Annotated in this window: 21 protein-coding genes and 1 riboswitch; of the genes, 12 read left to right on the forward strand and 9 right to left on the reverse strand. The window is 67.1% G+C overall.

All coding sequences use genetic code 11. The annotated features are described in order from the left end of the window. Positions 1-13 precede the first annotated feature (13 nt). From rnhA to ispH, 3 genes are all read right to left on the reverse strand, one after another. Positions 14-454, reverse strand: a complete 441-nt coding sequence (rnhA, locus tag HZY97_RS19690) for a ribonuclease HI (protein ID WP_180147793.1) — start codon at positions 452-454, stop codon at positions 14-16. Continuing rightward, positions 451-1,419, reverse strand: coding sequence for a homoserine kinase (gene thrB / locus HZY97_RS19695; RefSeq protein WP_180147794.1), 969 nt, complete (start codon positions 1,417-1,419; stop codon positions 451-453). The genes rnhA and thrB overlap by 4 nt, the downstream gene beginning before the upstream one ends. Before the next feature lie 83 nt (positions 1,420-1,502). Beyond that, entirely contained in the window at positions 1,503-2,456 is a 954-nt protein-coding gene (gene ispH / locus HZY97_RS19700; protein ID WP_180147795.1) for a 4-hydroxy-3-methylbut-2-enyl diphosphate reductase, read from the reverse strand. Positions 2,457-2,560: 104 nt separating this feature from the next. Here ispH and HZY97_RS19705 point away from each other — a divergent pair, with 104 nt between their 5' ends. From HZY97_RS19705 to gcvPB, 6 genes are all read left to right on the forward strand, one after another. Next, on the forward strand, positions 2,561-3,211 hold the full coding sequence (locus HZY97_RS19705; RefSeq protein WP_373684458.1) for a hypothetical protein: 651 nt from the start codon (positions 2,561-2,563) through the stop codon (positions 3,209-3,211). Positions 3,212-3,267: 56 nt separating this feature from the next. Then, positions 3,268-3,356, forward strand: a riboswitch (glycine riboswitch). 187 nt (positions 3,357-3,543) lie between these two features. Continuing rightward, positions 3,544-4,680 carry a glycine cleavage system aminomethyltransferase GcvT gene (gene gcvT / locus HZY97_RS19710; RefSeq protein ID WP_257215196.1) on the forward strand — a complete coding sequence of 379 codons (1,137 nt, stop codon included), beginning with the start codon at positions 3,544-3,546 and terminating at the stop codon, positions 4,678-4,680. Beyond that, the gene (gcvH, locus tag HZY97_RS19715) at positions 4,680-5,051 is read left to right on the forward strand and encodes a glycine cleavage system protein GcvH (protein WP_180147798.1); all 372 of its coding nucleotides are present in this window, start codon (positions 4,680-4,682) and stop codon (positions 5,049-5,051) included. The genes gcvT and gcvH overlap by 1 nt, the downstream gene beginning before the upstream one ends. Further along, positions 5,048-5,437, forward strand: coding sequence for a hypothetical protein (locus HZY97_RS19720; protein WP_180147799.1), 390 nt, complete (start codon positions 5,048-5,050; stop codon positions 5,435-5,437). Before gcvH ends, HZY97_RS19720 begins: the two co-directional genes overlap by 4 nt. A 10-nt stretch (positions 5,438-5,447) precedes the next feature. Continuing rightward, entirely contained in the window at positions 5,448-6,806 is a 1,359-nt protein-coding gene (gcvPA, locus tag HZY97_RS19725; protein WP_180147800.1) for an aminomethyl-transferring glycine dehydrogenase subunit GcvPA, read from the forward strand. Next, a complete protein-coding gene (gene gcvPB, locus HZY97_RS19730; protein ID WP_180147801.1) occupies positions 6,803-8,374 on the forward strand; it encodes an aminomethyl-transferring glycine dehydrogenase subunit GcvPB in 1,572 nt (523 codons plus the stop codon). Before gcvPA ends, gcvPB begins: the two co-directional genes overlap by 4 nt. 117 nt (positions 8,375-8,491) lie before the next feature. On the opposite strand, the gene HZY97_RS19735 is transcribed toward gcvPB, so the two are convergent. Both HZY97_RS19735 and HZY97_RS19740 read right to left on the reverse strand, forming a co-directional pair. Next, entirely contained in the window at positions 8,492-9,406 is a 915-nt protein-coding gene (locus HZY97_RS19735) for an oxygenase MpaB family protein (RefSeq protein WP_180147802.1), read from the reverse strand. A gap of 51 nt (positions 9,407-9,457) precedes the next feature. Continuing rightward, on the reverse strand, positions 9,458-9,931 hold the full coding sequence (locus HZY97_RS19740; protein WP_218943170.1) for an isoprenylcysteine carboxylmethyltransferase family protein: 474 nt from the start codon (positions 9,929-9,931) through the stop codon (positions 9,458-9,460). Between the two features lie 132 nt (positions 9,932-10,063). On the opposite strand from HZY97_RS19740, the gene HZY97_RS19745 reads away from it, so the two are divergent. Together HZY97_RS19745 and HZY97_RS19750 are read left to right on the forward strand one after the other, a co-directional pair. After that, positions 10,064-10,582: a CcdC protein domain-containing protein gene (locus HZY97_RS19745; protein WP_180147803.1), complete on the forward strand. Its 519-nt coding sequence runs from the start codon at positions 10,064-10,066 to the stop codon at positions 10,580-10,582. Further along, complete coding sequence (locus tag HZY97_RS19750) at positions 10,579-11,160, forward strand: DUF938 domain-containing protein (protein WP_180147804.1); 582 nt, start codon at positions 10,579-10,581, stop codon at positions 11,158-11,160. The genes HZY97_RS19745 and HZY97_RS19750 overlap by 4 nt, the downstream gene beginning before the upstream one ends. A 130-nt stretch (positions 11,161-11,290) precedes the next feature. On the opposite strand, the gene HZY97_RS19755 is transcribed toward HZY97_RS19750, so the two are convergent. Both HZY97_RS19755 and HZY97_RS19760 read right to left on the reverse strand, forming a co-directional pair. Further along, positions 11,291-12,199 (reverse strand): DMT family transporter, encoded by a 909-nt coding sequence (locus tag HZY97_RS19755; RefSeq protein WP_180147805.1) that lies wholly within the window; start codon positions 12,197-12,199, stop codon positions 11,291-11,293. A 39-nt stretch (positions 12,200-12,238) separates the two neighbouring features. Further along, positions 12,239-12,886 (reverse strand): hypothetical protein, encoded by a 648-nt coding sequence (locus HZY97_RS19760; RefSeq protein WP_180147806.1) that lies wholly within the window; start codon positions 12,884-12,886, stop codon positions 12,239-12,241. 68 nt (positions 12,887-12,954) lie between these two features. Here HZY97_RS19760 and HZY97_RS19765 point away from each other — a divergent pair, with 68 nt between their 5' ends. From HZY97_RS19765 to HZY97_RS19775, 3 genes are read left to right on the forward strand one after another with little or no spacing between them, the layout of a single operon-like run. After that, positions 12,955-14,487 (forward strand): aminoacyl--tRNA ligase-related protein, encoded by a 1,533-nt coding sequence (locus HZY97_RS19765; protein WP_180147807.1) that lies wholly within the window; start codon positions 12,955-12,957, stop codon positions 14,485-14,487. Next, positions 14,487-15,089: a TIGR02466 family protein gene (locus tag HZY97_RS19770; RefSeq protein WP_180147808.1), complete on the forward strand. Its 603-nt coding sequence runs from the start codon at positions 14,487-14,489 to the stop codon at positions 15,087-15,089. Before HZY97_RS19765 ends, HZY97_RS19770 begins: the two co-directional genes overlap by 1 nt. Then, on the forward strand, positions 15,086-16,087 hold the full coding sequence (locus HZY97_RS19775; RefSeq protein WP_180147809.1) for a pectinesterase family protein: 1,002 nt from the start codon (positions 15,086-15,088) through the stop codon (positions 16,085-16,087). Before HZY97_RS19770 ends, HZY97_RS19775 begins: the two co-directional genes overlap by 4 nt. Before the next feature lie 115 nt (positions 16,088-16,202). Here the strand turns inward: HZY97_RS19775 and HZY97_RS19780 are convergent, their stop codons facing one another. Together HZY97_RS19780 and glpD are read right to left on the reverse strand one after the other, a co-directional pair. Next, positions 16,203-16,535 carry a PilZ domain-containing protein gene (locus HZY97_RS19780; protein WP_180147810.1) on the reverse strand — a complete coding sequence of 111 codons (333 nt, stop codon included), beginning with the start codon at positions 16,533-16,535 and terminating at the stop codon, positions 16,203-16,205. A 97-nt stretch (positions 16,536-16,632) separates the two neighbouring features. Next, positions 16,633-18,078 (reverse strand): glycerol-3-phosphate dehydrogenase, encoded by a 1,446-nt coding sequence (gene glpD / locus HZY97_RS19785; RefSeq protein WP_180147811.1) that lies wholly within the window; start codon positions 18,076-18,078, stop codon positions 16,633-16,635. Between the two features lie 54 nt (positions 18,079-18,132). On the opposite strand from glpD, the gene rnr reads away from it, so the two are divergent. Next, a complete protein-coding gene (rnr, locus tag HZY97_RS19790) occupies positions 18,133-20,373 on the forward strand; it encodes a ribonuclease R (RefSeq protein ID WP_180147812.1) in 2,241 nt (746 codons plus the stop codon). Positions 20,374-20,376 lie beyond the last annotated feature (3 nt).

Below are 20,376 nucleotides of genomic sequence, written 5' to 3' on the forward strand. Positions count from 1 at the left end.
TCGGCGGCGCCGGTCACATGCCGATTGCGGCGTCGCTGGCCAACTTGTCGGCGCGCTCATTGTCGGGATGGCCGGCGTGACCCTTCACCCACACCCATTCGACCCGGTGCGGCTTGGCGGCGGCGAGCAGCTCCTGCCAGAGATCGGCATTCTTCACCGGCTTCTTGTCGGCGGTCTTCCAGCCATTCTTCATCCAGCCGTGGATCCACTTGGTCAGCCCGTCCATCACGTAGCGGCTGTCAGTGTGGAGCGTGACGCGACAGGGCCGCGTGAGCGCCTTCAGGCCCTGGATCGCGGCCATCATTTCCATGCGGTTGTTGGTGGTGTGCGCCTCGCCGCCGGAGAGTTCCTTTTCGGTGCTGCCCATCCGCAGCACTACGCCCCAGCCGCCCTTGCCGGGATTGCCCTTGCACGCGCCGTCGGTGGCGATTTCGACATGTTGCAGTTCGCTCATGCGAGCGTCTTTAGGCGCCGTCCGAGGTCGTTGTCATAGATTTTCACGCGTCGCCAGAATGCGAGTGGATCCTTGCGCGTGACCAGCGCGTCGGCGGGGGTATTGAGCCAGTCCCAGGCGCGCGAGAGCGTGAAGCGGATGCACGATCCGACGGTGCAGACTTCGAACTGCGTGCGCTCGTGGCCGCTCAGCGGGAAATGCTTCTCATAGCCCGCGATCAGCGCATCGCCGACCGCTTGGTCGAACCTGCGGCCCGTCGCGTCGAACGCCCAGGCAGTATGCGCCACCGCCAGATCATAGACGCGCAGATCGGTGCAGGCGAAATAGAAGTCGATAAGCCCGGTGACGCGGTCCCCGAGCATCAGGACATTGTCGGGAAACATGTCTGCATGGATCGCACAGCGGTCGAGCTGGTCGTCGGTCCAGGCCGAAAGCGTGTCTTCGATCGTGAACCCGATATCGTCATAGAGGCCCGGGGCGATATCGTTCAGGCTCTTCCCGCAGCGCTCGAACAGTGGGTACCAGGTATCGACGCCCATCGTGTTGGGCCGGTCGAGCGGAAAGTCGCTTACGGCCGCGTGCATCTTACCCATGGCCGCGCCGGCAGCACCCGCCTGAGCCGGCGTTGGGTGCGACACCGATACGCCGGAGAGGAACTGGATCAGGCAGGCAGGCCGACCTTCGAGCTCGTGGATAAGCGTGCCGTTGCGGTCAGGCACCGCGGGCGGCACCGGCAGGCCGCGATCCGCCAGATGCTCCAGCAGCGCCATGAAATAGGGCAAGTCCCCGCTGGCGACCCGCTTTTCATACAGCGTCAGGATGAAGCGGCTCTTGGTCGTGTCGACGAGGTAGTTGGAATTCTCCACGCCCTCGGCGATGCCCTTGGCCGAGACGAGCTCGCCGACGTCGAACTTCGCGAGAAAGTCCGACAGCGCTTCCGCCGATACCTGCGTGTAGACCGCCACAAATCCCCCTTAACCCAGCGAACGCGGCGATCCATCCCCCGCCCGGGCGCCCAGCACAACCGCAGTTGTGCTTGGGCGCGCCATCACGCCGCTTCCAGCCCGCGCGGCAGCTTGAAGACGACGTTCTCGGGCACCGACTCGACTTCGCGTTCGCTCACTTCGAAGCGCTCCGAAAGCTTGGCGACCAGTTCGCGCACCAGCAACTCGGGGGCCGAGGCGCCTGCGCTCACGCCGACGGTGCCGACGCCGTCGAACCACGCCCAGTCGATATCCTCAGCACGCGGGATCAGATAGGCGGTGGTGCCCTGGCGCTCGGCGACCTCGACGAGGCGGAGCGAGTTGGACGAGTTCCTGCTGCCGATCACCAGCATCAGGTCGACCGAGGATGCAATCGCCTTCACTGCGCCCTGGCGGTTGGTGGTCGCGTAGCAAATGTCGTTGGGGCCGGGCGCGAGGATGCTCGGAAAGCGGCGCTTGAGCACAGCCAGCGTCGCCGCGGTATCGTCCACCGAAAGTGTCGTCTGGGTGAGGAAGGCAAGGTTCTCCGGATCGGCAACCTGCACGGCCTCGGCATCGGCCGGCGTCTCGACGAGCGACATCGCGCCCTCGGGCACCTGGCCGAACGTGCCGATCACCTCGGGATGGCCGGCATGGCCGATGAACAGGATGTGCCGCCCGGCGCCGACCAGCCGTTCGGCCTGGCGGTGCACCTTGGAGACCAGCGGGCAGGTGGCGTCGAGATAGTCGAGCCCGCGCTCTTCGGCCTTGGCCGGTACCGCCTTGGGCACGCCGTGGGCGGAGAACACCACCGGCACGTCGTCGGGGACCTGGTCGAGCTCCTCGACGAAGATCGCGCCCTTTGCCTTGAGCGTGTCGACCACGAATTTGTTATGGACGATCTCATGGCGCACATAGACCGGCGCGCCATATTTCTCGATCGCCAGCTCGACGATGCGGATGGCGCGATCGACTCCCGCACAAAAGCCGCGGGGCGCTGCGATGAGCAGTTCGAGATAGGGTTTTGCGAGGTCGGCCATAGTTCTGCCGCGGCTCTACGCGATTGCTTGCGCGGGCTCAACGCGGTTCCTATGCTGCGCGCCGCTTTGGACCCCATAGGTCCCGTGTGTTTGAAAGGGTTTCCATCTTGGTCCGCAAGCTCGCCGTTATCGCTTCGATCCCGCTCGCGCTCAGCGCCTGCAGCAAAACCGGTGAGATCGATTCCTCGGGTGGCGGAGCCGGCATCACTGCGATCCGCTCGGCGTGTCCGCATGTCGGAATCCCGGCCGGCACCGGCGACATGACGATCTTCAACCCGGCGAACAGCCGCGAGGCGAGCGCGATCGACGTGAACGCAGTGATGACCAATGTCACTTCGACCTGCGACGATGCCGGCCCCCAGGTCGTCACCACGATCAATTTCGACGTGCTGGCCCGCCGCCAGAGCGCCGATGGCGCGCGTGACGTGAGCTTCCCCTATTTCGTCACGGTCGTCCGCGGCGGCAGCTCGGTCGTCGCCAAGCGCATCAACCGCGTCACCGTTCATTTCGAGCCGGGCCAGCTGCGTGCGCAGACCACCGGCACTGCCACTTCCTATGTCGATCGCAGCGCGGCGACGCTTCCCGACGATGTCCGCAAGCGCCTGACCGAGAAGCGCAAGGCCGGCGAGCAGGCCGCGGCGATGGACCCGCTCGCCGATCCTTCGGTGCGCGGCGCGGTGCTCTCGGCCACGTTCGAGGCGCTGGTTGGCTTCCAGCTGACCGAGGACCAGCTGAAGTACAACGTCACGCGCTGATTGCGCTCTATGCGATTGACTCGAATCGGGGGCGCGGCCAAGGCTGCGCTCGTCGATAGGCACGCGCGGGAGAGTGCAGGGTAACCTGCCGCCGAAGGAGCAACCGCCCCGGAATCTCTCAGGCACCAGGGACCGCGCGTACACGACACTCTGGAAAGCGGACGCGGCGCAGCCACGTCCCACCGAAGGGGTAAGCCAGCACGTCTGGCGAAAGCTCTCAGGTTCCGTGACAGAGGGGGCGATGGAGCGGTGCGCGAGGATTCCGCGCCGATTCGTCGAATCCCTCTCGAATCCGGAGTGCCGCTATGAGCCAGCAAGTCCAGGACCAGCCGATGAGCGGCGATCCCGAAGGCGGAGAGGGCGAGCCCGAGCTGCATCTGCTTCCGCTCGACCAGTGGCATCGCGCAAAGGGTGGCCGCATGGTGCCCTTTGCCGGCTATGAAATGCCCGTCCAATATGAAGGCATTATGGCCGAGCACCTCTGGGTGCGCGAGCATGCCGGGCTGTTCGACGTGTCGCACATGGGCCAGCTGACTTTCTCCGGCGAAGGCGTCGAAGCCGCGCTCGAGGCGCTGATGCCAGCCGACATCCAGGCCGCGAAATTCTCGCACCCGGTCTATTCGCTGCTGATGGCCGAGAATGGCGGCATCCTCGACGACCTGATGCTCACCCGCATCAAGGACGGCGAAGTCTATATGGTCGTCAACGGCGCCTGCAAATGGGACGACATCGCCCATTTCCGCGAGTTCCTGCCCGACGAGATCGGCATGAACCACATGGAGGACCATGCCCTGCTCGCGCTGCAGGGCCCCAAGGCGGTGACCGCGATCGAGCGCGTGATCCCCGGCGTGAGCGATCTGGTCTTCATGCAGGGCGCTGCCTTCGTCTGGCAGGGCCATGCCCTGTGGATCAGCCGCTCGGGCTATACCGGCGAGGACGGCTTCGAGATCTCGGTCCCGGCCGAAGCCGCAGAGGCGCTTGCCGACGCGCTCGTCGCGCAGGACGAGGTCAAGCCGATCGGCCTGGGCGCCCGCGATTCGCTTCGTCTTGAGGCGGACCTGCCGCTCTACGGCCACGACCTCGATACCGAGACCACCCCGGTTTCCGCCGCCTTGGGTTTTGCGCTCAAGAAGCGTCGCCGCGAGGAAGGCGGTTTCCCGGGTCACGCGCGCATCATGCTCGAGCGCGAGCAGGGCCCGATCCTCAAGCGCGTCGGCCTGATCGTCGAGGGCCGCCAGCCGGTCCGCGAGGGCGGCCTTGTCCTCGATGCCGACGGCAATGAAGTCGGCAAGGTCACCTCGGGCGGCTTCGCGCCGACGCTGCAGCAGCCGATCGCCATGGCCTATGTGCCCGTGGCTTCGGCCGAACCCGGCACCAAGATCACCCTTGCCCAGCGCGGCAAGATCCATTCGGCGGAGGTCGTGAAGATGCCCTTCGTCGCCCACAACTACGTCAGAAAGGGAGCCTGATGAGCCGCTATTTCACCGAAGACCATGAGTGGATCGACGTCGACGGCGATACCGCGACGGTCGGCATCACCGAATACGCCCAGAGCCAGCTCGGCGACATCGTGTTCGTCGAGACCCCGGATGAGGGCAAGGAAGTCGCCAAGGGCGACGACGCCGCCGTCGTGGAGTCGGTCAAGGCCGCTTCGGACGTCTATGCGCCGGTCTCGGGCACGGTGATCGAGGGCAATGAAGCGCTCGCCGACAACCCCGCTTTGGTCAACGAAGACCCCGAGGGCGAAGGCTGGTTCTTCAAGCTCACGCTCAGCGATGCCAGCGAGCTCGAGAGCCTGATGAACGACAGCGCGTACCAGGACTACGTCTCGAAGCTGTGATCCGGGCGGCCGCTCTTGCCGCCGCAACGGTCCTGCTCAGTAGCTGCGGTGCGCCGCAGCTACTGCCGTTCGACAAATATATGGCGCAGTGTGAGGCGCTGAAGGGCAAGCCGGTGCGTGTGGCGGGCTATCTCGGGATATGCCGCGGCTATGACTGCAGCCTCTATCCCGCTCCGTCGCACGTCGGCACGTTCGACCCCAAGGGTTCGATCGGCATCGGGGGCGGCCAGGCATTCGACCGGAAGGCCGCGCCCTTCCAGAATGGTTACGTCGTGATCTCCGGCACCGTCGCCAAAGACACCTGCACCGGCGCGGGCGGCACCGATCGCTCCGCCGGCATCGAACCTACCGATATCCAGCCCTGGTCGCCAACCAAATCCAAATGAGAAGGCCCTGATGCGCTACCTGCCCCTTACCCAGCCTGATCGCGAGGCGATGCTCGGCGTCATCGGCGCCAAGTCGATCGACGATCTCTTCGCCGACGTTCCCGCCTCGGCCGTGCTCGACGGTCCGATCGCCGGCCTGCCGATGCACGCCAGCGAGCTCGCGGTCGAACGCCACATGACGAAGCTGGCGGCGAAGAACCTCGCCGCGGGGGCCGCGCCCTTCTTCCTCGGCGCGGGCGCCTATCGCCACCATGTGCCGGCCTCGGTCGACCACCTCATCCAGCGCGGCGAGTTCCTCACCGCCTACACGCCCTACCAGCCGGAAATCGCGCAGGGCACGCTGCAGATGATGTTCGAGTTCCAGTCGCAGGTCGCGCGCCTGCTCGGCTGCGACGTGGCGAACGCCTCGATGTACGACGGCTCGACCGCGTGCTGGGAAGCGATCACCATGGCGCGCCGCGTGACCAAGCGTGGCAAGGCGATCCTCTCGGGCGGCGTCCACCCGCATTATGTCTCGGTCGCGCAGACCATGGCCAAGTTCACCGGCGACCAGCTCGTCACTGCGGTCCCGACGCTGTCGCCGAACCCGGACACCGATGACCTGATCGCCCAGATCGACGACGATACCTCGTGTGTCGTGGTCCAGTATCCCGACATCCTCGGCCGCATCGCCGACCTCTCCAAGCTCGCCGAAGCGGCGCATGCGAAGAAGGCGCTGCTCGTCGCGGTGGTCACCGAGCCCGTCGCTCTCGGTGCGATCAAGTCGCCTGGCGAGATGGGCGCGGACATCGTGGTGGGCGAGGGCCAGTCGCTCGGCGTCGGCCTGCAGTTCGGCGGGCCCTATGTCGGCCTGTTCGCCTGCTCGGAGAAGCTGGTCCGCCAGATGCCGGGGCGCCTGTGCGGCGAGACCCAGGATGCCGAGGGCAAGCGCGGCTATGTGCTGACGCTCTCCACCCGCGAGCAGCATATCCGCCGCGAGAAGGCGACCTCGAACATCTGCACCAGCTCGGTGCTGTGCGCCCTGGCGATGTCGGTGCACATGACTTTGCTCGGCGAGAAGGGCCTGCGCCAGCTCGCCGCGATCAACCATGCCGGTGCCTCGGCCGCTGCCGACCGCCTGGCCCAGGTGCCGGGCGTCGAGTTGGTCACCCCGACCTTCTTCAATGAGTTTACGCTGAAGTTGGCAAAGGAGGCGCGCCCGGTGGTTCGCACCTTGGCCGAGCAGGGCATCCTGGCCGGCGTCTCGCTTGGACGTCTTTATCCTTCGGCCGCCGAACTTGGCACCGGCCTTGTCGTTGCGGTCACCGAAACTACCACGTCGGAGGACGTCGAGACGCTTGCCTCCGCGCTCCAGGAGGTGCTGGCATGAGCACGATCAACCAGTCCGGCTGGCGCCCCACCACCCCGCAAGCCGGCGAAGCGAACACCGCCACCTTTACCGGCAACCGTGCCTTGATGCTCGAGGAAGCGCTGATCTTCGAGATCGGTTCGAGCCAGACCACCGGCGTCGATTTCGGCCCAGTGCCCGCAGGCAAGTCGCGCCTCGGCGGCCTCACCCGTGACGCCGAGATCGGCCTGCCCGGCCTGTCCGAGCCCGAGACGGTGCGCCACTATACCCGTCTCAGCCGCCAGAACTACGCGATCGACCTGGGGCTGTTCCCGCTCGGCTCGTGCACGATGAAGCACAATCCGCGCCTCAACGAGCGCATGGCCCGCCTGCCGGGCTTCGCCGACATCCACCCGCTCGCGCCCGTCGACACGGTGCAGGGCGCGCTCGAAGTGATCGACCAACTCGCCCACTGGCTGATCACGCTCACCGGCATGCAGGCAGTGGCGATGAGCCCCAAGGCCGGCGCGCATGGCGAGCTTTGCGGCATCCTCGCGATCCGCTCGGCGCTCGATGCGCAGGGCCAGCAGGACCGCAAGATCCTGCTTGTCCCGACCAGCGCGCACGGCACCAACCCCGCCACCGCCGCCTTCGCCGGCTTCTCGGTCGAGGACATCCCCGCCACCGAAGACGGCCGTGTCGATCTCGAAGCGCTCAAGGCGCGGCTCGGGCCGGACATCGCCGGCGTGATGATCACCAACCCCAATACCTGCGGCCTGTTCGAGCGCGAGATGAAGGCGATCTCGGACGCGGTCCACGCGGCGGGCGGCTATGTCTATTGCGACGGCGCCAACTTCAACGCGATCGTCGGCCGGGTCCGTCCGGGCGATCTCGGCGTCGATGCGATGCACATCAACTTGCACAAGACCTTCTCGACTCCGCATGGCGGCGGCGGCCCGGGCTCGGGCCCGGTCGTGCTGTCGGCGGCGCTGGCACCCTATGCGCCGCTGCCCTTCGTCGAGAAGGATGGCGACCGCTTCCACCTCGTCGAGGAAGAGACTGCGGGCGAGCACCATGCCGGTACCTTCGGCCGCATGACTGCCTTTAACGGCCAGATGGGAATGTTCACGCGCGCGCTGACCTATATCCTCAGCCATGGCGCCGATGGCCTGCGCCAGGTCGCCGAGGATTCGGTGCTCAACGCCAATTATATCCTGCGCAGCATGGAAGACGTGCTGGAAGCGCCCTTCGCCAAATACGGTCCGTGCATGCACGAGGCGATCTTCAGCGACCGCGGCCTGCCCGAGGGCCTGTCGACGATCGACATCGCCAAGGGACTGATCGACGAGGGCTATCACCCGATGACGGTCTATTTCCCGCTCGTCGTCCACGGCGCGATGCTGGTGGAGCCGACCGAGACCGAGAGCAAGGCGACGCTTGACCAGTTCATCGGCGCGTTCCGCTCGGTTGCGGCCCGCGCCAAGAACGGGGATCCGACGATCAAGACTGCCCCGCACTTCGCCCCGCGCCGCCGCCTCGACGAGACGCTCGCGGCGCGCAAGCCGGTGCTGGCGTGGAAGCCACCGGTGCAGGCGGAAGCGGCGGAGTAAAGCTATTCCGTTACCCTCCCTGACAAGGGAGGGGCCAGGGGTGGGTTGCCATCCGCGGGCTGCAAAGCTTGTTGAACCCGACCCACCCCCGACCCCTCCCTTCCAGGGAGGGGAGTTTTAGCCTTTCCGCCACAACCAGTCGGCCGGCAGCCCGAGCCGCTCGCTCGCTTTCGCGGGTGGCGAACCGAGCAGCGGCACGCGGTCGGCGGTGCGCGCGATCAGGCGTACAAGCCGCCTTTCGAACCCGCGCAGCCGCCAGTCCTCAAGTCCAAGCCGGTCGATCAGTACATCGGGCAGCAGCGACACCGCGGCACGCAGCAGCATGCGCTGGAACGGGCGCGCGGCGCGCGGCAGCGCCGGGACCTTTGCCATGATCTCGAGAAATTCGAGGATGATCGGCGAGGGGACCAGCCGCGGATCCATCCAGGCGAACAGGGCTGCCATCTTCGCCTCGCTGCCCGGGGCGCCGACCGCGCCATAGAGCCGCGCCACCGTCGCACCCTCGGCCAGCGCGCTGTCGCGCTCGCGGTAGCTCAGCCGCTCCACATAGCTGTGATAGGCGCGGACAAAGCCGAAGGACGCGGTGGCCTGGACCCAGTCGAGCAGCACCGGATCGTTCGCGTGATAGGGCGTGCCTTCGCTGGTGATGCCGGTCACCCGGCCATGCGCGCGCACGACGCCGGCGATCATCGCCTCGGCGCGGCTCCTCGGGCCATAGACGCTCATCATCGCGGCCAGACCGGTGCGGCGAAGGCGGGTGAGCGCGTCGGTACGGAAGCTTGAATGCTCCCAAACGCCGTCGCGCACGCCGGGCTCGGCCAGTTCGAGGATCACCGCTGCCACACCGCCGATGAACAAGGTGACGGGGTTCTTGAACACCCGCCACGAAACCGAGCCCGACCCGATCAGCGCAGCTTCGCCCACCGGCGCAGCGAAGTCGAAGTCCATGCCGGGCGCGCTGCCCATCATCTCGCTTGCCGCCGCGCCGATGCGGCGGAGCAGGGGCTCGGGCAGAGTGAGGGCGTCGATCATGCCACCCCAACGTGTCGGGAACGGCTTTCGTTCAGACGCGGTCCCGCGCGGTCAGATCCAGCGGCGCACGCTCGACTTATAGGCCAGATAGGGGGCGCCGAACTTGGCGGCGAGATAGGCTTCCTCGCGCTCGATCACTTCGCGCTGGATCACGAATACCAGCGGGATCAGCAGCAGCAGCGCCACCAGGCTGTCGAGCCATACCGCTACGCCCGCATAGGTCAGCGCCATGCCGAAATACATCGGATTGCGGGACCAGCGATAGACGCCGTCGGTGACGAATGCCGTCGATCGCTTCCAGGGCCGGGTGTCGGTGCCGGCGCTACGGAACAGACCGATTGCCGAGAAGACGATGCCGATGCCGAGGATCACTGCGAGCCAGCCGATGCCGCGTTCGGTCGAGTTGCTGAGCGGCAGGTCGGGGCTGCCCATGAACCGGCCCAGCGCCAGCCCGACCACCAGCGTGCCGACAAAGGCCGCCGGCGGCATGAACTTCACGCCTGCACTATCCTGATCGATGTCCATTTACCCTCCGGGCGCTCTGATGGACCGGCGTCGCGGCATGCGCAATCCTCTTGCCTTTTCCCGCCATCTCGGCTGGCATATGGAGTGTATTGCTTATATATAGCACTGGCAAGTTTCGGGGGAAAGTTTTCGATGCAGGGTCAGCCCGTCCATCCCAATCCGCTGTTCAACCTGATCCCGATCGCGATCATACTGGTCGTGCTCGCGCTGCGGTTCCGCCGGCTCACCCGCGAGCGGCCGCTGAAGATCGAGTGGCTGTGGGTGGTGCCCGCGCTCTATATCGTGATCGCGGGCGTCACTTTCTGGAACCTGCCCCCGTCGCCGACGACGCTGGCGGTGGCGTTCGCGGCGCTTCTCGCCGGCGCCGCGCTCGGCTGGCAGCGCGGCCGGATGATGCACATCAAGGTCGATCCGGAGACGCACGAGATCTCGCAAAAGGGCTCAGTGGCGGCGATGGCGTTCATCATCGTGCTGGTGCTGATCCGCACCGGCGCGCGCAATGCCGAGGCGCTCGGCCTGCCCGGCATCCATTTCGACGTGATGGCGATGACCGACGTGCTGATCGCGTTTGCATTGGGCATGCTGACGATGCAGCGCGTCGAGATGTTCCTGCGCGCCCGCCGGCTGCTCGAGGAAGCACGCGCCGCGTGAAGCGCCACGCCCCCGCCACCGAGCGCAACCGCGAGCCGATCGCCGCGGTGCTTGCCGAGGTGCTGCCGGTGTCGGGCCGCGTGCTCGAGATCGCCAGCGGCACCGGTGAGCATTGCGCCTTTTTCGCGGAATGCTTTCCTGGCGTCACCTGGCAGCCAAGCGATCCCGATCCCGACGCGCTGGCCTCGATCGCGGAATGGACGGGCGAACTGCCGAACGTCCTTCCGCCGCTCGAGATCGACGCGGCGGTGGGCGACTTCCCGGCGGCGGACGCGATCCTCTGCGTCAACATGGTCCATATCAGCCCGTGGGAAGCGACGCTTGGACTGATGGCCGGGGCAGGGACGGCGCTGGCTTCCGGCGCCCCGCTGATCCTCTACGGACCCTATCGCCGCGAAGGCGTGGAGACCGCGCCGTCGAACGAGGCGTTCGAGCTGTGGCTGAAGGAGAAGGACGCGCGCTTCGGGCTGCGCTTCGTCGAGGCGGTGAGCGAGGTTGCGGCGCCGCATGGCCTCGCGCTGGAACGGCTGGTCGAGATGCCGGCGAATAACCTGATGCTGGTCTACCGGCGCGCCTGAAACCTAAGCCGTCACCCCGGCCTCGTGCCGGGGTCCACTGTTCCGCACCGATCGACCTTCGAGCCTCTTGCCCTTTGCTAGCCTCCCGGTGGATCCCGGAACAAGTCCGGGGTGACGAAGATGGGAGGGCCTAGACCGGCTCCATCTCCGCGCTGGTCACCGCCGGCCCCACGCCGCGCTTGCGCTCGCGCCAGACGATGTACAGCCCGCTCGCGATGATCACCGGCGCGCCCAGCCAGGTCCAGGCGCTCGGCCACATGCCGAAGATCGCCCAGCCATAGAGCGTGCCCCAGATCAGGCTCGAATAGTCCATCGGCACCACGGCGCTGACCGGCGCATGGCGCACCGATCCGGTAAGCGCGAGCTGGCCGACGCCGCCGATCAGGCCGATCCCGACCAGCATCGCCCAGGTGACGGGGTCGTGCATCTTGAACGAGAAGGCGTAGGGGATCGCCAGCACCGGCACCGACAGCACCGAGAACCAGAAGACGGTCGTCCCCGTTGCTTCGGTCTTGCCGATCTGCCGGAGCAGGATCGCGACGATCGCGACGAACAGCGCCGCGAGCAGCCCGACCATCGCGCCGAACGCGGGGATATGCGTGCTCCCCGGCTGCGCGACGATCAGCACGCCGACAAAGCCGATGATCACCGCGCCCCAGCGATGCCAGCCGGTCGGCTCCTTCAGGAGCAGCGCGCCCAGGATCGTCGCGAAGATCGGCACGGTGAACTGGAAAGTGGTCGCCTCGGCCAGCGGCAGCAGCAGCACCGCGCCGAAGGTGAAGATCATGCCGGTCAGCCCCACGGTGCTGCGCACGACATGCGCGCCGAAGCGCCGGGTGCGGATCGAGCCCAGCCCGCCGGGGCCGGCCGCCACAAAGGCAGTCACCAGCGGCACCGCCCAGAGCTGGCGATGGAACATCGTCTCGACCAGTCCGGCGCCGCGCGTCTCGGCGAGCTTGATCAGCGCGGACATGGTCGCAAGGCAGGCCACCGCGAACAGCCGCAGCAAGATGCCCTTCAATATGTGATCGCCCTGCACGCCTGAGCCTTTGCGGCACGGGGGCGCCGGCGGCAACCCTCAGAGCATCGGCGGATAGGCCTGGCCGAACTGCGCGTCGGGCAAGGCCGCGACTGCCTTGCGCGCGTCGAGCCCCTCGCTGCAGGAAACCGGCTTGGGCGCTGGTGGCCCGATCGTCCGCCCGGCCGGATGATCACGCGCGGCGGCGGCAGCCTCCCACAGCGCGATATTCTGCCTGAGGTAGAGCGCGCGCAGGTCCGGCGCGTACCAGCCGGCATCGTTGGCGGGATCGGCGAAATAGGCGGCGCAGCGCTCGGGCGAGGTGGTTGAGAGCTGCTCGGCCAGCGCGATCTCGGCGGCGAGATAGGCGCGCAATGCCGGCACCGGCGCCTGCACGATGCTCGCGCGGCGGCGCTGCGTCGCCGCGCTGACAAAGGCCCCGGCGGTCTCCTGCACTTCGGCCGGCCCGCCGCCCGCCCGCGCGCGCTCGACTACCGCCGCCTTCAGTGCCTCGAAATCCTCGGGGAAGGTCCGCTTGATCGTCCGGCTCAGGGCCCCGCCGGGCTCGTCGGCGAGCAGCTCGCGTTCCACCGATGCCGGATCGGTGAGCGCGTTCTGTGGCGCCGTGCGCGGCCATTGCGCGATCGCCCAGGCGACAACGCCCAGCGCCACCAGGATCAGCGCCAAAGTGCGCCACCGCCCGCTCACCGCCTGCTCCCCATAATCCCGTGCGACTCCTCTTTGCCCGCGCAAGCTTTGTCGCTATCCGCCCAGTCATGATCAAGCATGCACTCAATGTCACCCGCGAGGGCGACTTCGCCCAATGGTACCAGACCGTCATCACCGAAGCCGACATGGCCGAGGAGAGCGGTGTGCGCGGGTGCATGGTCATCCGGCCGTGGGGCTATGGCATCTGGGAGCGCATCCAGCGCCTGCTCGACGATCGCATCAAGGCGACCGGCCATGAGAATTGCTATTTCCCGCTGTTCATCCCGCTCTCCTACTTTGAGAAAGAAGCCGAGCATGTCGACGGCTTCGCGAAGGAGATGGCGGTCGTCACGCATCACCGGTTGATCCAGAAGGACGGCAAGCTCGTCCCCGATCCCGAGGCGAAGCTCGAGGAGCCGCTCGTCGTCCGCCCGACTTCGGAGACGGTGATCGGTGCCGCGTTCAGCCGCTGGGTCCAGTCGTGGCGCGACCTGCCGGTGCTGATCAACCAATGGGCGAATGTCGTCCGCTGGGAGATGCGCACCCGCATGTTCCTGCGCACTGCCGAGTTCCTCTGGCAGGAAGGGCACACTGCCCATGCCAGCGTCGGGGAAGCGCGCGAAGAGACGATGAAGATGCTCGAAGTCTATCGCGAGTTCGCCGAGAATTGCGCGGCAATGCCCGTGATCGCCGGCGAGAAGCCCGAGAATGAGCGCTTCCCGGGCGCGGTCTCGACCTATTCGATCGAAGCGATGATGCAGGACGGCAAGGCGCTGCAGGCGGCGACCAGCCATTTCCTCGGCACCACCTTCAGCAAGGCGCAGGACATCAAGTTCCAGAACTCGGAAGGCCAGCAGGAGCTCGCCCAGACGACGAGCTGGGGCATGTCGACCCGCATGATCGGCGGGCTGATCATGACGCATGGCGATGATGACGGCCTGCGCGTGCCGCCCCGCCTCGCGCCCTGGCAGATCGCGATCGTGCCGATGCTGCGCGACAATGACGAGGACGCCGCGCTGATCGACTATTGCAAGTCGCTCCAGCAGGAACTCGCCAAGCTCACCGCGTTCGGCGAGCCCGTCCGCGCGCTGCTCGACCTCAAGGCGGTCAAGGCGGTCACCAAGCGCTGGGGCTGGATCAAGAAGGGCGCACCGGTCGTCGTCGAAGTCGGCGGCCGCGACATGGCCGGCGGCAACGTCTCGGTCACCGTCCGCACCGAGCTCTATCGCGAGGACGGCAAGCTCAATTCGGCGATCATCCCGCGTGATGCATTTCTCGGCGATATCGTGGCAACACTCGAAGGCGTGCAGAAGGTGCTGTTCGACGAGGCCAAGGCGCGCACGGACGCGAACATCGTCCGCGACGTGACCGACTTCGCCGGCATGGCCGATTATTTCGAGAAGGCCGGCAAGTTCCCCGGCTGGGTCGAAGTCGAATGGTCGAAGCCGAGCGGCGCCGATCTCGACAAGGTGGTCGAGCGGCTGAAGGCGCTCAAGCTGACCTTCCGCAACGTGCCGAACGACGCAGCGCCGGCCACCGGCACCTGCATCTTTTCCGGCGCGCCCGCGGTCGAGCGCATCCTCGTCGCGCGCGCCTACTGATGCGCACCCTTTTCGCCACGTTGCTCCACCAGGAGCCGCTCGGCGATGACGATCTGCTGGAGGCGCTGGAGGAATCCTGCCTCCAGCTCGCCGAGGACGACAGCGCCGGCCGCCGCTGGTGCCGCGAGCATAATTATCGCGGCTACACCAGCTACGCCTCGCTCAACGACCTGCCGATCCGCGACCCGAACTTCGCCGACCTCAAGCGCCTGCTCGACAAGCATGTCGCGACGTTCGCCAGGGCCTGCGCCTTCGATCTCGGCGGCAAGAAGCTCAAGCTCGACAGCCTCTGGGTCAATGTCCTCGACGGCAAGGGCGGGCACGCCGGGCACATCCACCCGCACAGCGTCGTCTCGGGCACGCTCTATGTCACGCTGCCCAAGGGCGCGCGCGGGCTTAAGCTCGAGGATCCGCGCCTCGCGATGATGATGGCCGCGCCGCCGCGCCGCGAGGATGCGCCCGAGGAACTGCAGAGCTTTGTCGAGATCATCCCCGAGCCCGGCACCGTGCTGCTCTGGGAAAGCTGGCTGCGCCATGAAGTCCCGCCCGGTTCGGGCAAGGAAGAACGGATCAGCATCAGTTTCAACTATCGCTGGGGATGATTGCCCGCCGTACCTTGCTCGCCGGCACGCTGGCGCTGCCGCTCGCGGCGCGGGCGAAGGCGCAATGGGATGCGGTGGTCGACCCGCGCACCGGCACGCTCGGCGCGGCGCTGACTGAGGCGGAGCGGGCAGGGCGGCCCTTCCGTATCCTGCTAAAGCCCGGCGTGTTCACCGAGAAGCTCATCGTGCGCGCGCCTGGCGTGACGATCCAGGGCTCGCCCGGCACGGTGATCGAATATGGCACCGCGGCAGGCACGCCCAAGCCCGGCGGCGGGACCTGGGGCACCGGCGGTTCGGGCACGCTGACCATCGCTGCGCCCGACGTCACGCTGCGCGGCCTCACGATCCGCAACAGCTTCGACTATATCGGCGCGCGGCGTGACGGCGCCGGCAATGGCGCGCAGGCCGTGGCCCTGGCGGTGGGCCGCGAGGCGGACCGCACCGTCATCGATCGCTGCGTACTGCTCGGCTATCAGGACAGCTTCTACCTCCACACCCGCACCCTGGTGACCGACACGCGCATTGTCGGCGGGGTGGACTTCATCTTCGGCGGCGCGGCGGCCTGGTTCGAAGGCTGCGAGATCGTCACCCGCTATGTCCCGGGCGCGCAGGGCTCGGGCTATGTGGCGGCGCCGAGTACGCCCGCCGCGCAGGAATTCGGGCTGGTCTTTGCCGGCTGCAAGCTCAAGCGCGAGGCGGGCGTGCCGGACAATTCGACATGGCTGGGCCGGCCGTGGCGGGCTGGCGGCAACATGGCGCTGCTCGGCCAGGCGGCGTTCCTCCGCTGCTGGATGGACGCGCATATCCACCACGAGGGCTGGACCTGGATGGGATATAAGGGGTCGGAGGGCGACCAGCGCCGGCTGACGCCGACTGAGGCGCGGCTGTATGAGTTCGGGAGTGTGGGGCCGGGTCGTGGCCCGGCGGGCCCGGATCGCAAGCTGCTGACGGCCCAAGATGCTAAGCGCTACACGCGGGCGAACGTGATCGGGTTCTGACTTTCCTCCTGGTGTTCCCCGGCGAAAGCCGGGGCCCAGGGTTACAAGAGATCCGGCAGAGAAACCCTGGGCCCCGGCTTCCGCCGGGGAGCAGCTAGGTTCCCGTTGCGCAGGATCAGCAGATCACCAAAGTAAGCTGCCGCACCAGGGCCCGCTCGATTGGGTCGTCGAACCGGCAGCCGATATGCGCACCGTCGTTCCACACCACGGTGGCGGGCACCGGCTGGTCGCCGCGCAGTGCCAGCCATACCTTGTCGCCCTCGCCGTGCGACACGGCGCAGGCGAGCCGGCAGCCATAGACCGAGAGGTCATGGAGCATCGCCTCGGCGGGCTTGTTGCCGCGCTTGGTGACGGTGGCGCGCGTGACGAGGATACGATGACGCGGCTCCGCGCGCTGCTCGACATGCGCGGATGTTACGGCCCGATACTGGGAGAATTTTGTAGCCATTCTCTCTCCACCCCGCGGCGACCCTGCCTTTGGATGGTTTAAGAAGGACTTAAGGCGCGTTAGCGGTAACGGACCAAAGTGGCGTTATGTCGCGCGATCACTTCGTCTCGTCGAGTATGGCCTGAACCTTGGTTGCCAGATCCGAGGGCGCGTGCAGCCCCAGCTTGCTCCGTCGCCACAGCACGTCCTCGGCGGTGCGCGCCCATTCCTGATCGCGCATCCAGCGGATCTCGGTGGCGGTAAGGCCTGCGCCCAGATCCTCGCCAATGTCGGTAACGCCCTTCAGCATGTCGCCCAAGCAGCAGCCATAGGCGTGCGCCATCCGCTCGGCGCGCGCATCGCCGAGGAACGGCCAGCGCTTCTTGGCGGTGGCGAGGAAGCTGTCGAACGCGGCGATCGCGCCGCCGGGGAAGACCCGCGCCCGCGTCATCGGCTCGACGTCGACGCCGAGCACCGGCCCGAGCTTCGCCAGTGCCTCCTCGGCCAGTGCCCGCGCCGTGGTGATCTTGCCGCCGAAGATCGAGAGCAAGGGCGGACCTTCGCGGTCGAGCTCGAGCACATAGTCGCGGGTCACTGCCTGCGCCTTGGCCGCGCCGTCATCGTGCAGCGGCCGCACGCCGGACCAGCACCAGACCACATCCTCGGACGTCACCTGCCGCGTGAAATAGCGATTCACTGCTTCGAGGAGGTAGAGCTTCTCCTCCTCCGAGCACACCGCATCCTCGGGCCGCTCGACCTGAATGTCAGTCGTGCCGATCTCGGTGAATTCGCCTTCATAGGGGATGGCGAAGACGATCCGCCGGTCGGGCTGCTGGAGGATATAGGCATGGTCGCCGTCGAAGAGTTTGGGGACGACGATATGGCTGCCTTTTACGAGCCGGACCTGCGAATGATTAGCAATAGCTAGCTTGTCGAGTAGCGTTCGCACCCAGGGTCCGGCCGCGTTGACCAGCCCGCGCGCCTCGACTTTGCGCCCGTCGGACAGTTCGGCGTGCCATAGATCACTATCGCGTTTGGCGCTCAGCAACTCGGTCCGCGTCGCGATCTCGGCGCCATGTCCGGCGGCGTCGATCGCATTGGCCAGAGTGAGGCGGGCATCGTCCACCCGGCAGTCCGAATAGACGAAGCCGCGATGCTCGCCCTTGAGCGGATCGGTATACGCCTTGTCGCCCCTGCGCAGCCCGCGCGAACGCGGGAGCGACGTGCCGCCGGCGAGCAGATCGTAGATGTGGAGGCCCAGGCGCACCACCCACCAAGGCCGCACCGAATGGGCATGCGGCAGAACGAAGGTGAGCGGGCGGATCAGATGCGGCGCGGCGTCGAGCAGCCGCTCGCGCTCGTGCAGCGCCTCGCGGACCAGGCGGAACTCATAGGTTTCGAGATAGCGCAGCCCGCCATGGATCAGCTTGGTCGAGGCCGAGCTGGTATGGCCGGCCAGGTCGTCCTTCTCGACCAGCAGCACCTTGAGGCCGAGCAGCGAGGCTTCCCGGGCGATCGCACACCCGTTTATCCCGCCGCCGACGATGAGCAGGTCATATTGCACGGGGGCAAGGTACGGCGTTGGCAGGCGCCTCGCAAATCCCTATCTTGGGGTTCAATGGCAAAAACCAAAATCAAAGCAGGGCTGCCCACACGGCAGCAGATTCTCGAATTCATCACCAATTCCACGACAGCCGCAGGCAAGCGCGAGATCGCGAAGGCCTTTGGGCTGCACGGGCAGGACAAGATCCTGCTCAAGGCCTTGCTCAAGGACATGAGCGATGAGGGGCTGATCGACGTCGCCCCCGGCCGCGCCTTCCACAAGATGGGCGGCATTCCCAAGGTCACCGTGCTGCGCATCACCGATGCCGATGGCGACACTACCTGGGCCGTGCCCGAAAACTGGGAGGCCGAAGGCGTTCCCGTCCCGCGCCTCCGCGTTCGTGAACCGCGCGGCAAGCGCTCGGCACTAGGCGTCGGCGACCGCATTCTGGCGCGCACCGAAGAGGCCGGGCAGGGCTGGATCGCCCACCCGATGAAGAAGCTCGCGCGCGGCGAGGAGCTGATGCTCGGCGTGCTCAAGGAAGAGGCCGGGCGGCTCTGGCTGCAGGGCGTGGAGAAGAAGGAGCGCCGCAACTGGGCGGTCTCCGACGCCGGCGGCGCCGAGCCGGGCGACCTGGTGCTGGCCGAAAAGGCGGGCCGTCCGCCGCGGATCACCGCCAAGGTGGTCGAGCGGCTCGGCGATCCCTTCGCCCCGCGCAGCTTCTCGCTGATCGCGATTCATCGCCACTCGATCCCCAATGTCTTCTCCGAAGATCTCATCGAGGAGGCCGAGCGAGTCTCGCGGCTCGATCTGGGCAAGCGCGAGGATCTTCGCGACCTGCCGATCGTCGCGATCGATCCGGCGGATGCGCGCGATCATGACGACGCGGTCTGGGCCGCGCCCGACGACGATCCGCAGAACGAAGGCGGCTGGAAGGCTGTGGTCGCGATTGCCGATGTCAGCTTCTACGTCCGTCCCGGCTCGAAGCTGGATCGCGAGGCGCGCAAGCGCGGCAACTCGGTCTATTTCCCCGACCGCGTCGTGCCGATGCTGCCCGAAATCCTCTCGGCCGAAGTCTGCTCGCTCAAGCAGGGCGAGGACCGCGCGGCGCTGGCCTGTCATCTCCAGATCGGCAAGCATGGCGAGCTCAAGAGCTGGCGCTTCACGCGCGCGGTGGTCAGCATCGCGGCGAACATCGCCTATGAAGACGCGCAGGCGGCGATCGACGGCAGACTTGAGCACCCGCTGACCGAGACGGCACTCAAGCCGCTCTGGGGCTGCTGGGCGGCGCTCAACAAGGCGCGCGACAAGCGCGAGCCGCTCGACCTCGATCTGCCCGAGCGGCGGATCGTGCTCGACGAGATGGGGCGTATCCTCTCGGTCGCGCCGCGTGAGCGGTTGGACGCGCACAAGCTGATCGAGGATTACATGATCGCGGCGAACGTCGCGGCGGCGAAGGCGCTGGAGGCGAAGAAGGCGCCGGTGATGTACCGCATCCACGAGCCGCCGGCGCGCGAGAAGCTCGTCGCGCTGCGCGAGTATCTCAAGACCTTCGGCGTCGAGTTCGCGCTGGGGCAGGTGATCAAGCCGGCGACCTTCAACCAGATCCTGAAGCGGGTGGGGGAGAGCGATTTCCGCGAGCAGGTGATGCAGCAGGTGCTGCGCAGCCAGATGCAGGCGTCGTACGGGCCGGCGAACCATGGCCATTTCGGCCTGTCGCTGGGCAGCTACGCGCACTTCACTTCGCCGATCCGCCGCTATGCCGACCTGATCGTCCACCGCTCGCTGGTTGCAGCCTATGACCTCGGCCCGGGCGGGCTGACGCAGGACGAGGCTGCGAGCATGGAGCGGATCGGCGAGAGCATCTCCAGCCTTGAGCGCCGGGCGATGGAAGCCGAGCGCGAGACGATCGACCGCTATGTTGCCGCCTATCTTTCCAACCATGTCGGCGAAGTGCTCGATGCGCGGATCACCGGGGTGCAGAGCTTCGGCTTCTTCGCCACGGTCGACGGCGTCGGCGGCGACGGGCTGGTCGCGGCGCGGGACCTCGGCACGGAGTATTTCCGGTACGACGAGGCCGGGCAGCGGCTGGTTGGCGACCATAGTGGGGACGAGTTCACCATCGGCATGCGGCTCCAGCTGCGGCTGGTGGAGGCCAATCCGGTCTCCGGCGCGCTGCGCTTCGAACTGCCCGACGGTGTCGGGTCGGCGGGGCCGTCGGGCTTCCGGCCCGAGCGGGCGGGCAAGGGGCGGCCCCGGCCGATCCAGCGCCGCGGGCGGCCGGCCAATATCCGTCACAATGGGAAGCGCCGTTGATCT

This window comes from Sphingomonas sp. R-74633, assembly GCF_013416555.1.
In the GTDB taxonomy this organism is placed as follows: Bacteria; Pseudomonadota; Alphaproteobacteria; order Sphingomonadales; family Sphingomonadaceae; genus Sphingomonas.

Coding starts and splice junctions, on each gene's coding strand:
- rnhA (WP_180147793.1), bottom strand. CDS start 454: ATGAGCGAACTGCAACATGTCGAAATCGCCACCGACGGCGCGTGCAAG.
- ispH (WP_180147795.1), bottom strand. CDS start 2,456: ATGGCCGACCTCGCAAAACCCTATCTCGAACTGCTCATCGCAGCGCCC.
- gcvT (WP_257215196.1), top strand. CDS start 3,544: ATGAGCGGCGATCCCGAAGGCGGAGAGGGCGAGCCCGAGCTGCATCTG.
- gcvH (WP_180147798.1), top strand. CDS start 4,680: ATGAGCCGCTATTTCACCGAAGACCATGAGTGGATCGACGTCGACGGC.
- gcvPA (WP_180147800.1), top strand. CDS start 5,448: ATGCGCTACCTGCCCCTTACCCAGCCTGATCGCGAGGCGATGCTCGGC.
- gcvPB (WP_180147801.1), top strand. CDS start 6,803: ATGAGCACGATCAACCAGTCCGGCTGGCGCCCCACCACCCCGCAAGCC.
- HZY97_RS19735 (WP_180147802.1), bottom strand. CDS start 9,406: ATGATCGACGCCCTCACTCTGCCCGAGCCCCTGCTCCGCCGCATCGGC.
- HZY97_RS19740 (WP_218943170.1), bottom strand. CDS start 9,931: ATGGACATCGATCAGGATAGTGCAGGCGTGAAGTTCATGCCGCCGGCG.
- HZY97_RS19745 (WP_180147803.1), top strand. CDS start 10,064: ATGCAGGGTCAGCCCGTCCATCCCAATCCGCTGTTCAACCTGATCCCG.
- HZY97_RS19765 (WP_180147807.1), top strand. CDS start 12,955: ATGATCAAGCATGCACTCAATGTCACCCGCGAGGGCGACTTCGCCCAA.
- HZY97_RS19770 (WP_180147808.1), top strand. CDS start 14,487: ATGCGCACCCTTTTCGCCACGTTGCTCCACCAGGAGCCGCTCGGCGAT.
- HZY97_RS19775 (WP_180147809.1), top strand. CDS start 15,086: ATGATTGCCCGCCGTACCTTGCTCGCCGGCACGCTGGCGCTGCCGCTC.
- HZY97_RS19780 (WP_180147810.1), bottom strand. CDS start 16,535: ATGGCTACAAAATTCTCCCAGTATCGGGCCGTAACATCCGCGCATGTC.
- rnr (WP_180147812.1), top strand. CDS start 18,133: ATGGCAAAAACCAAAATCAAAGCAGGGCTGCCCACACGGCAGCAGATT.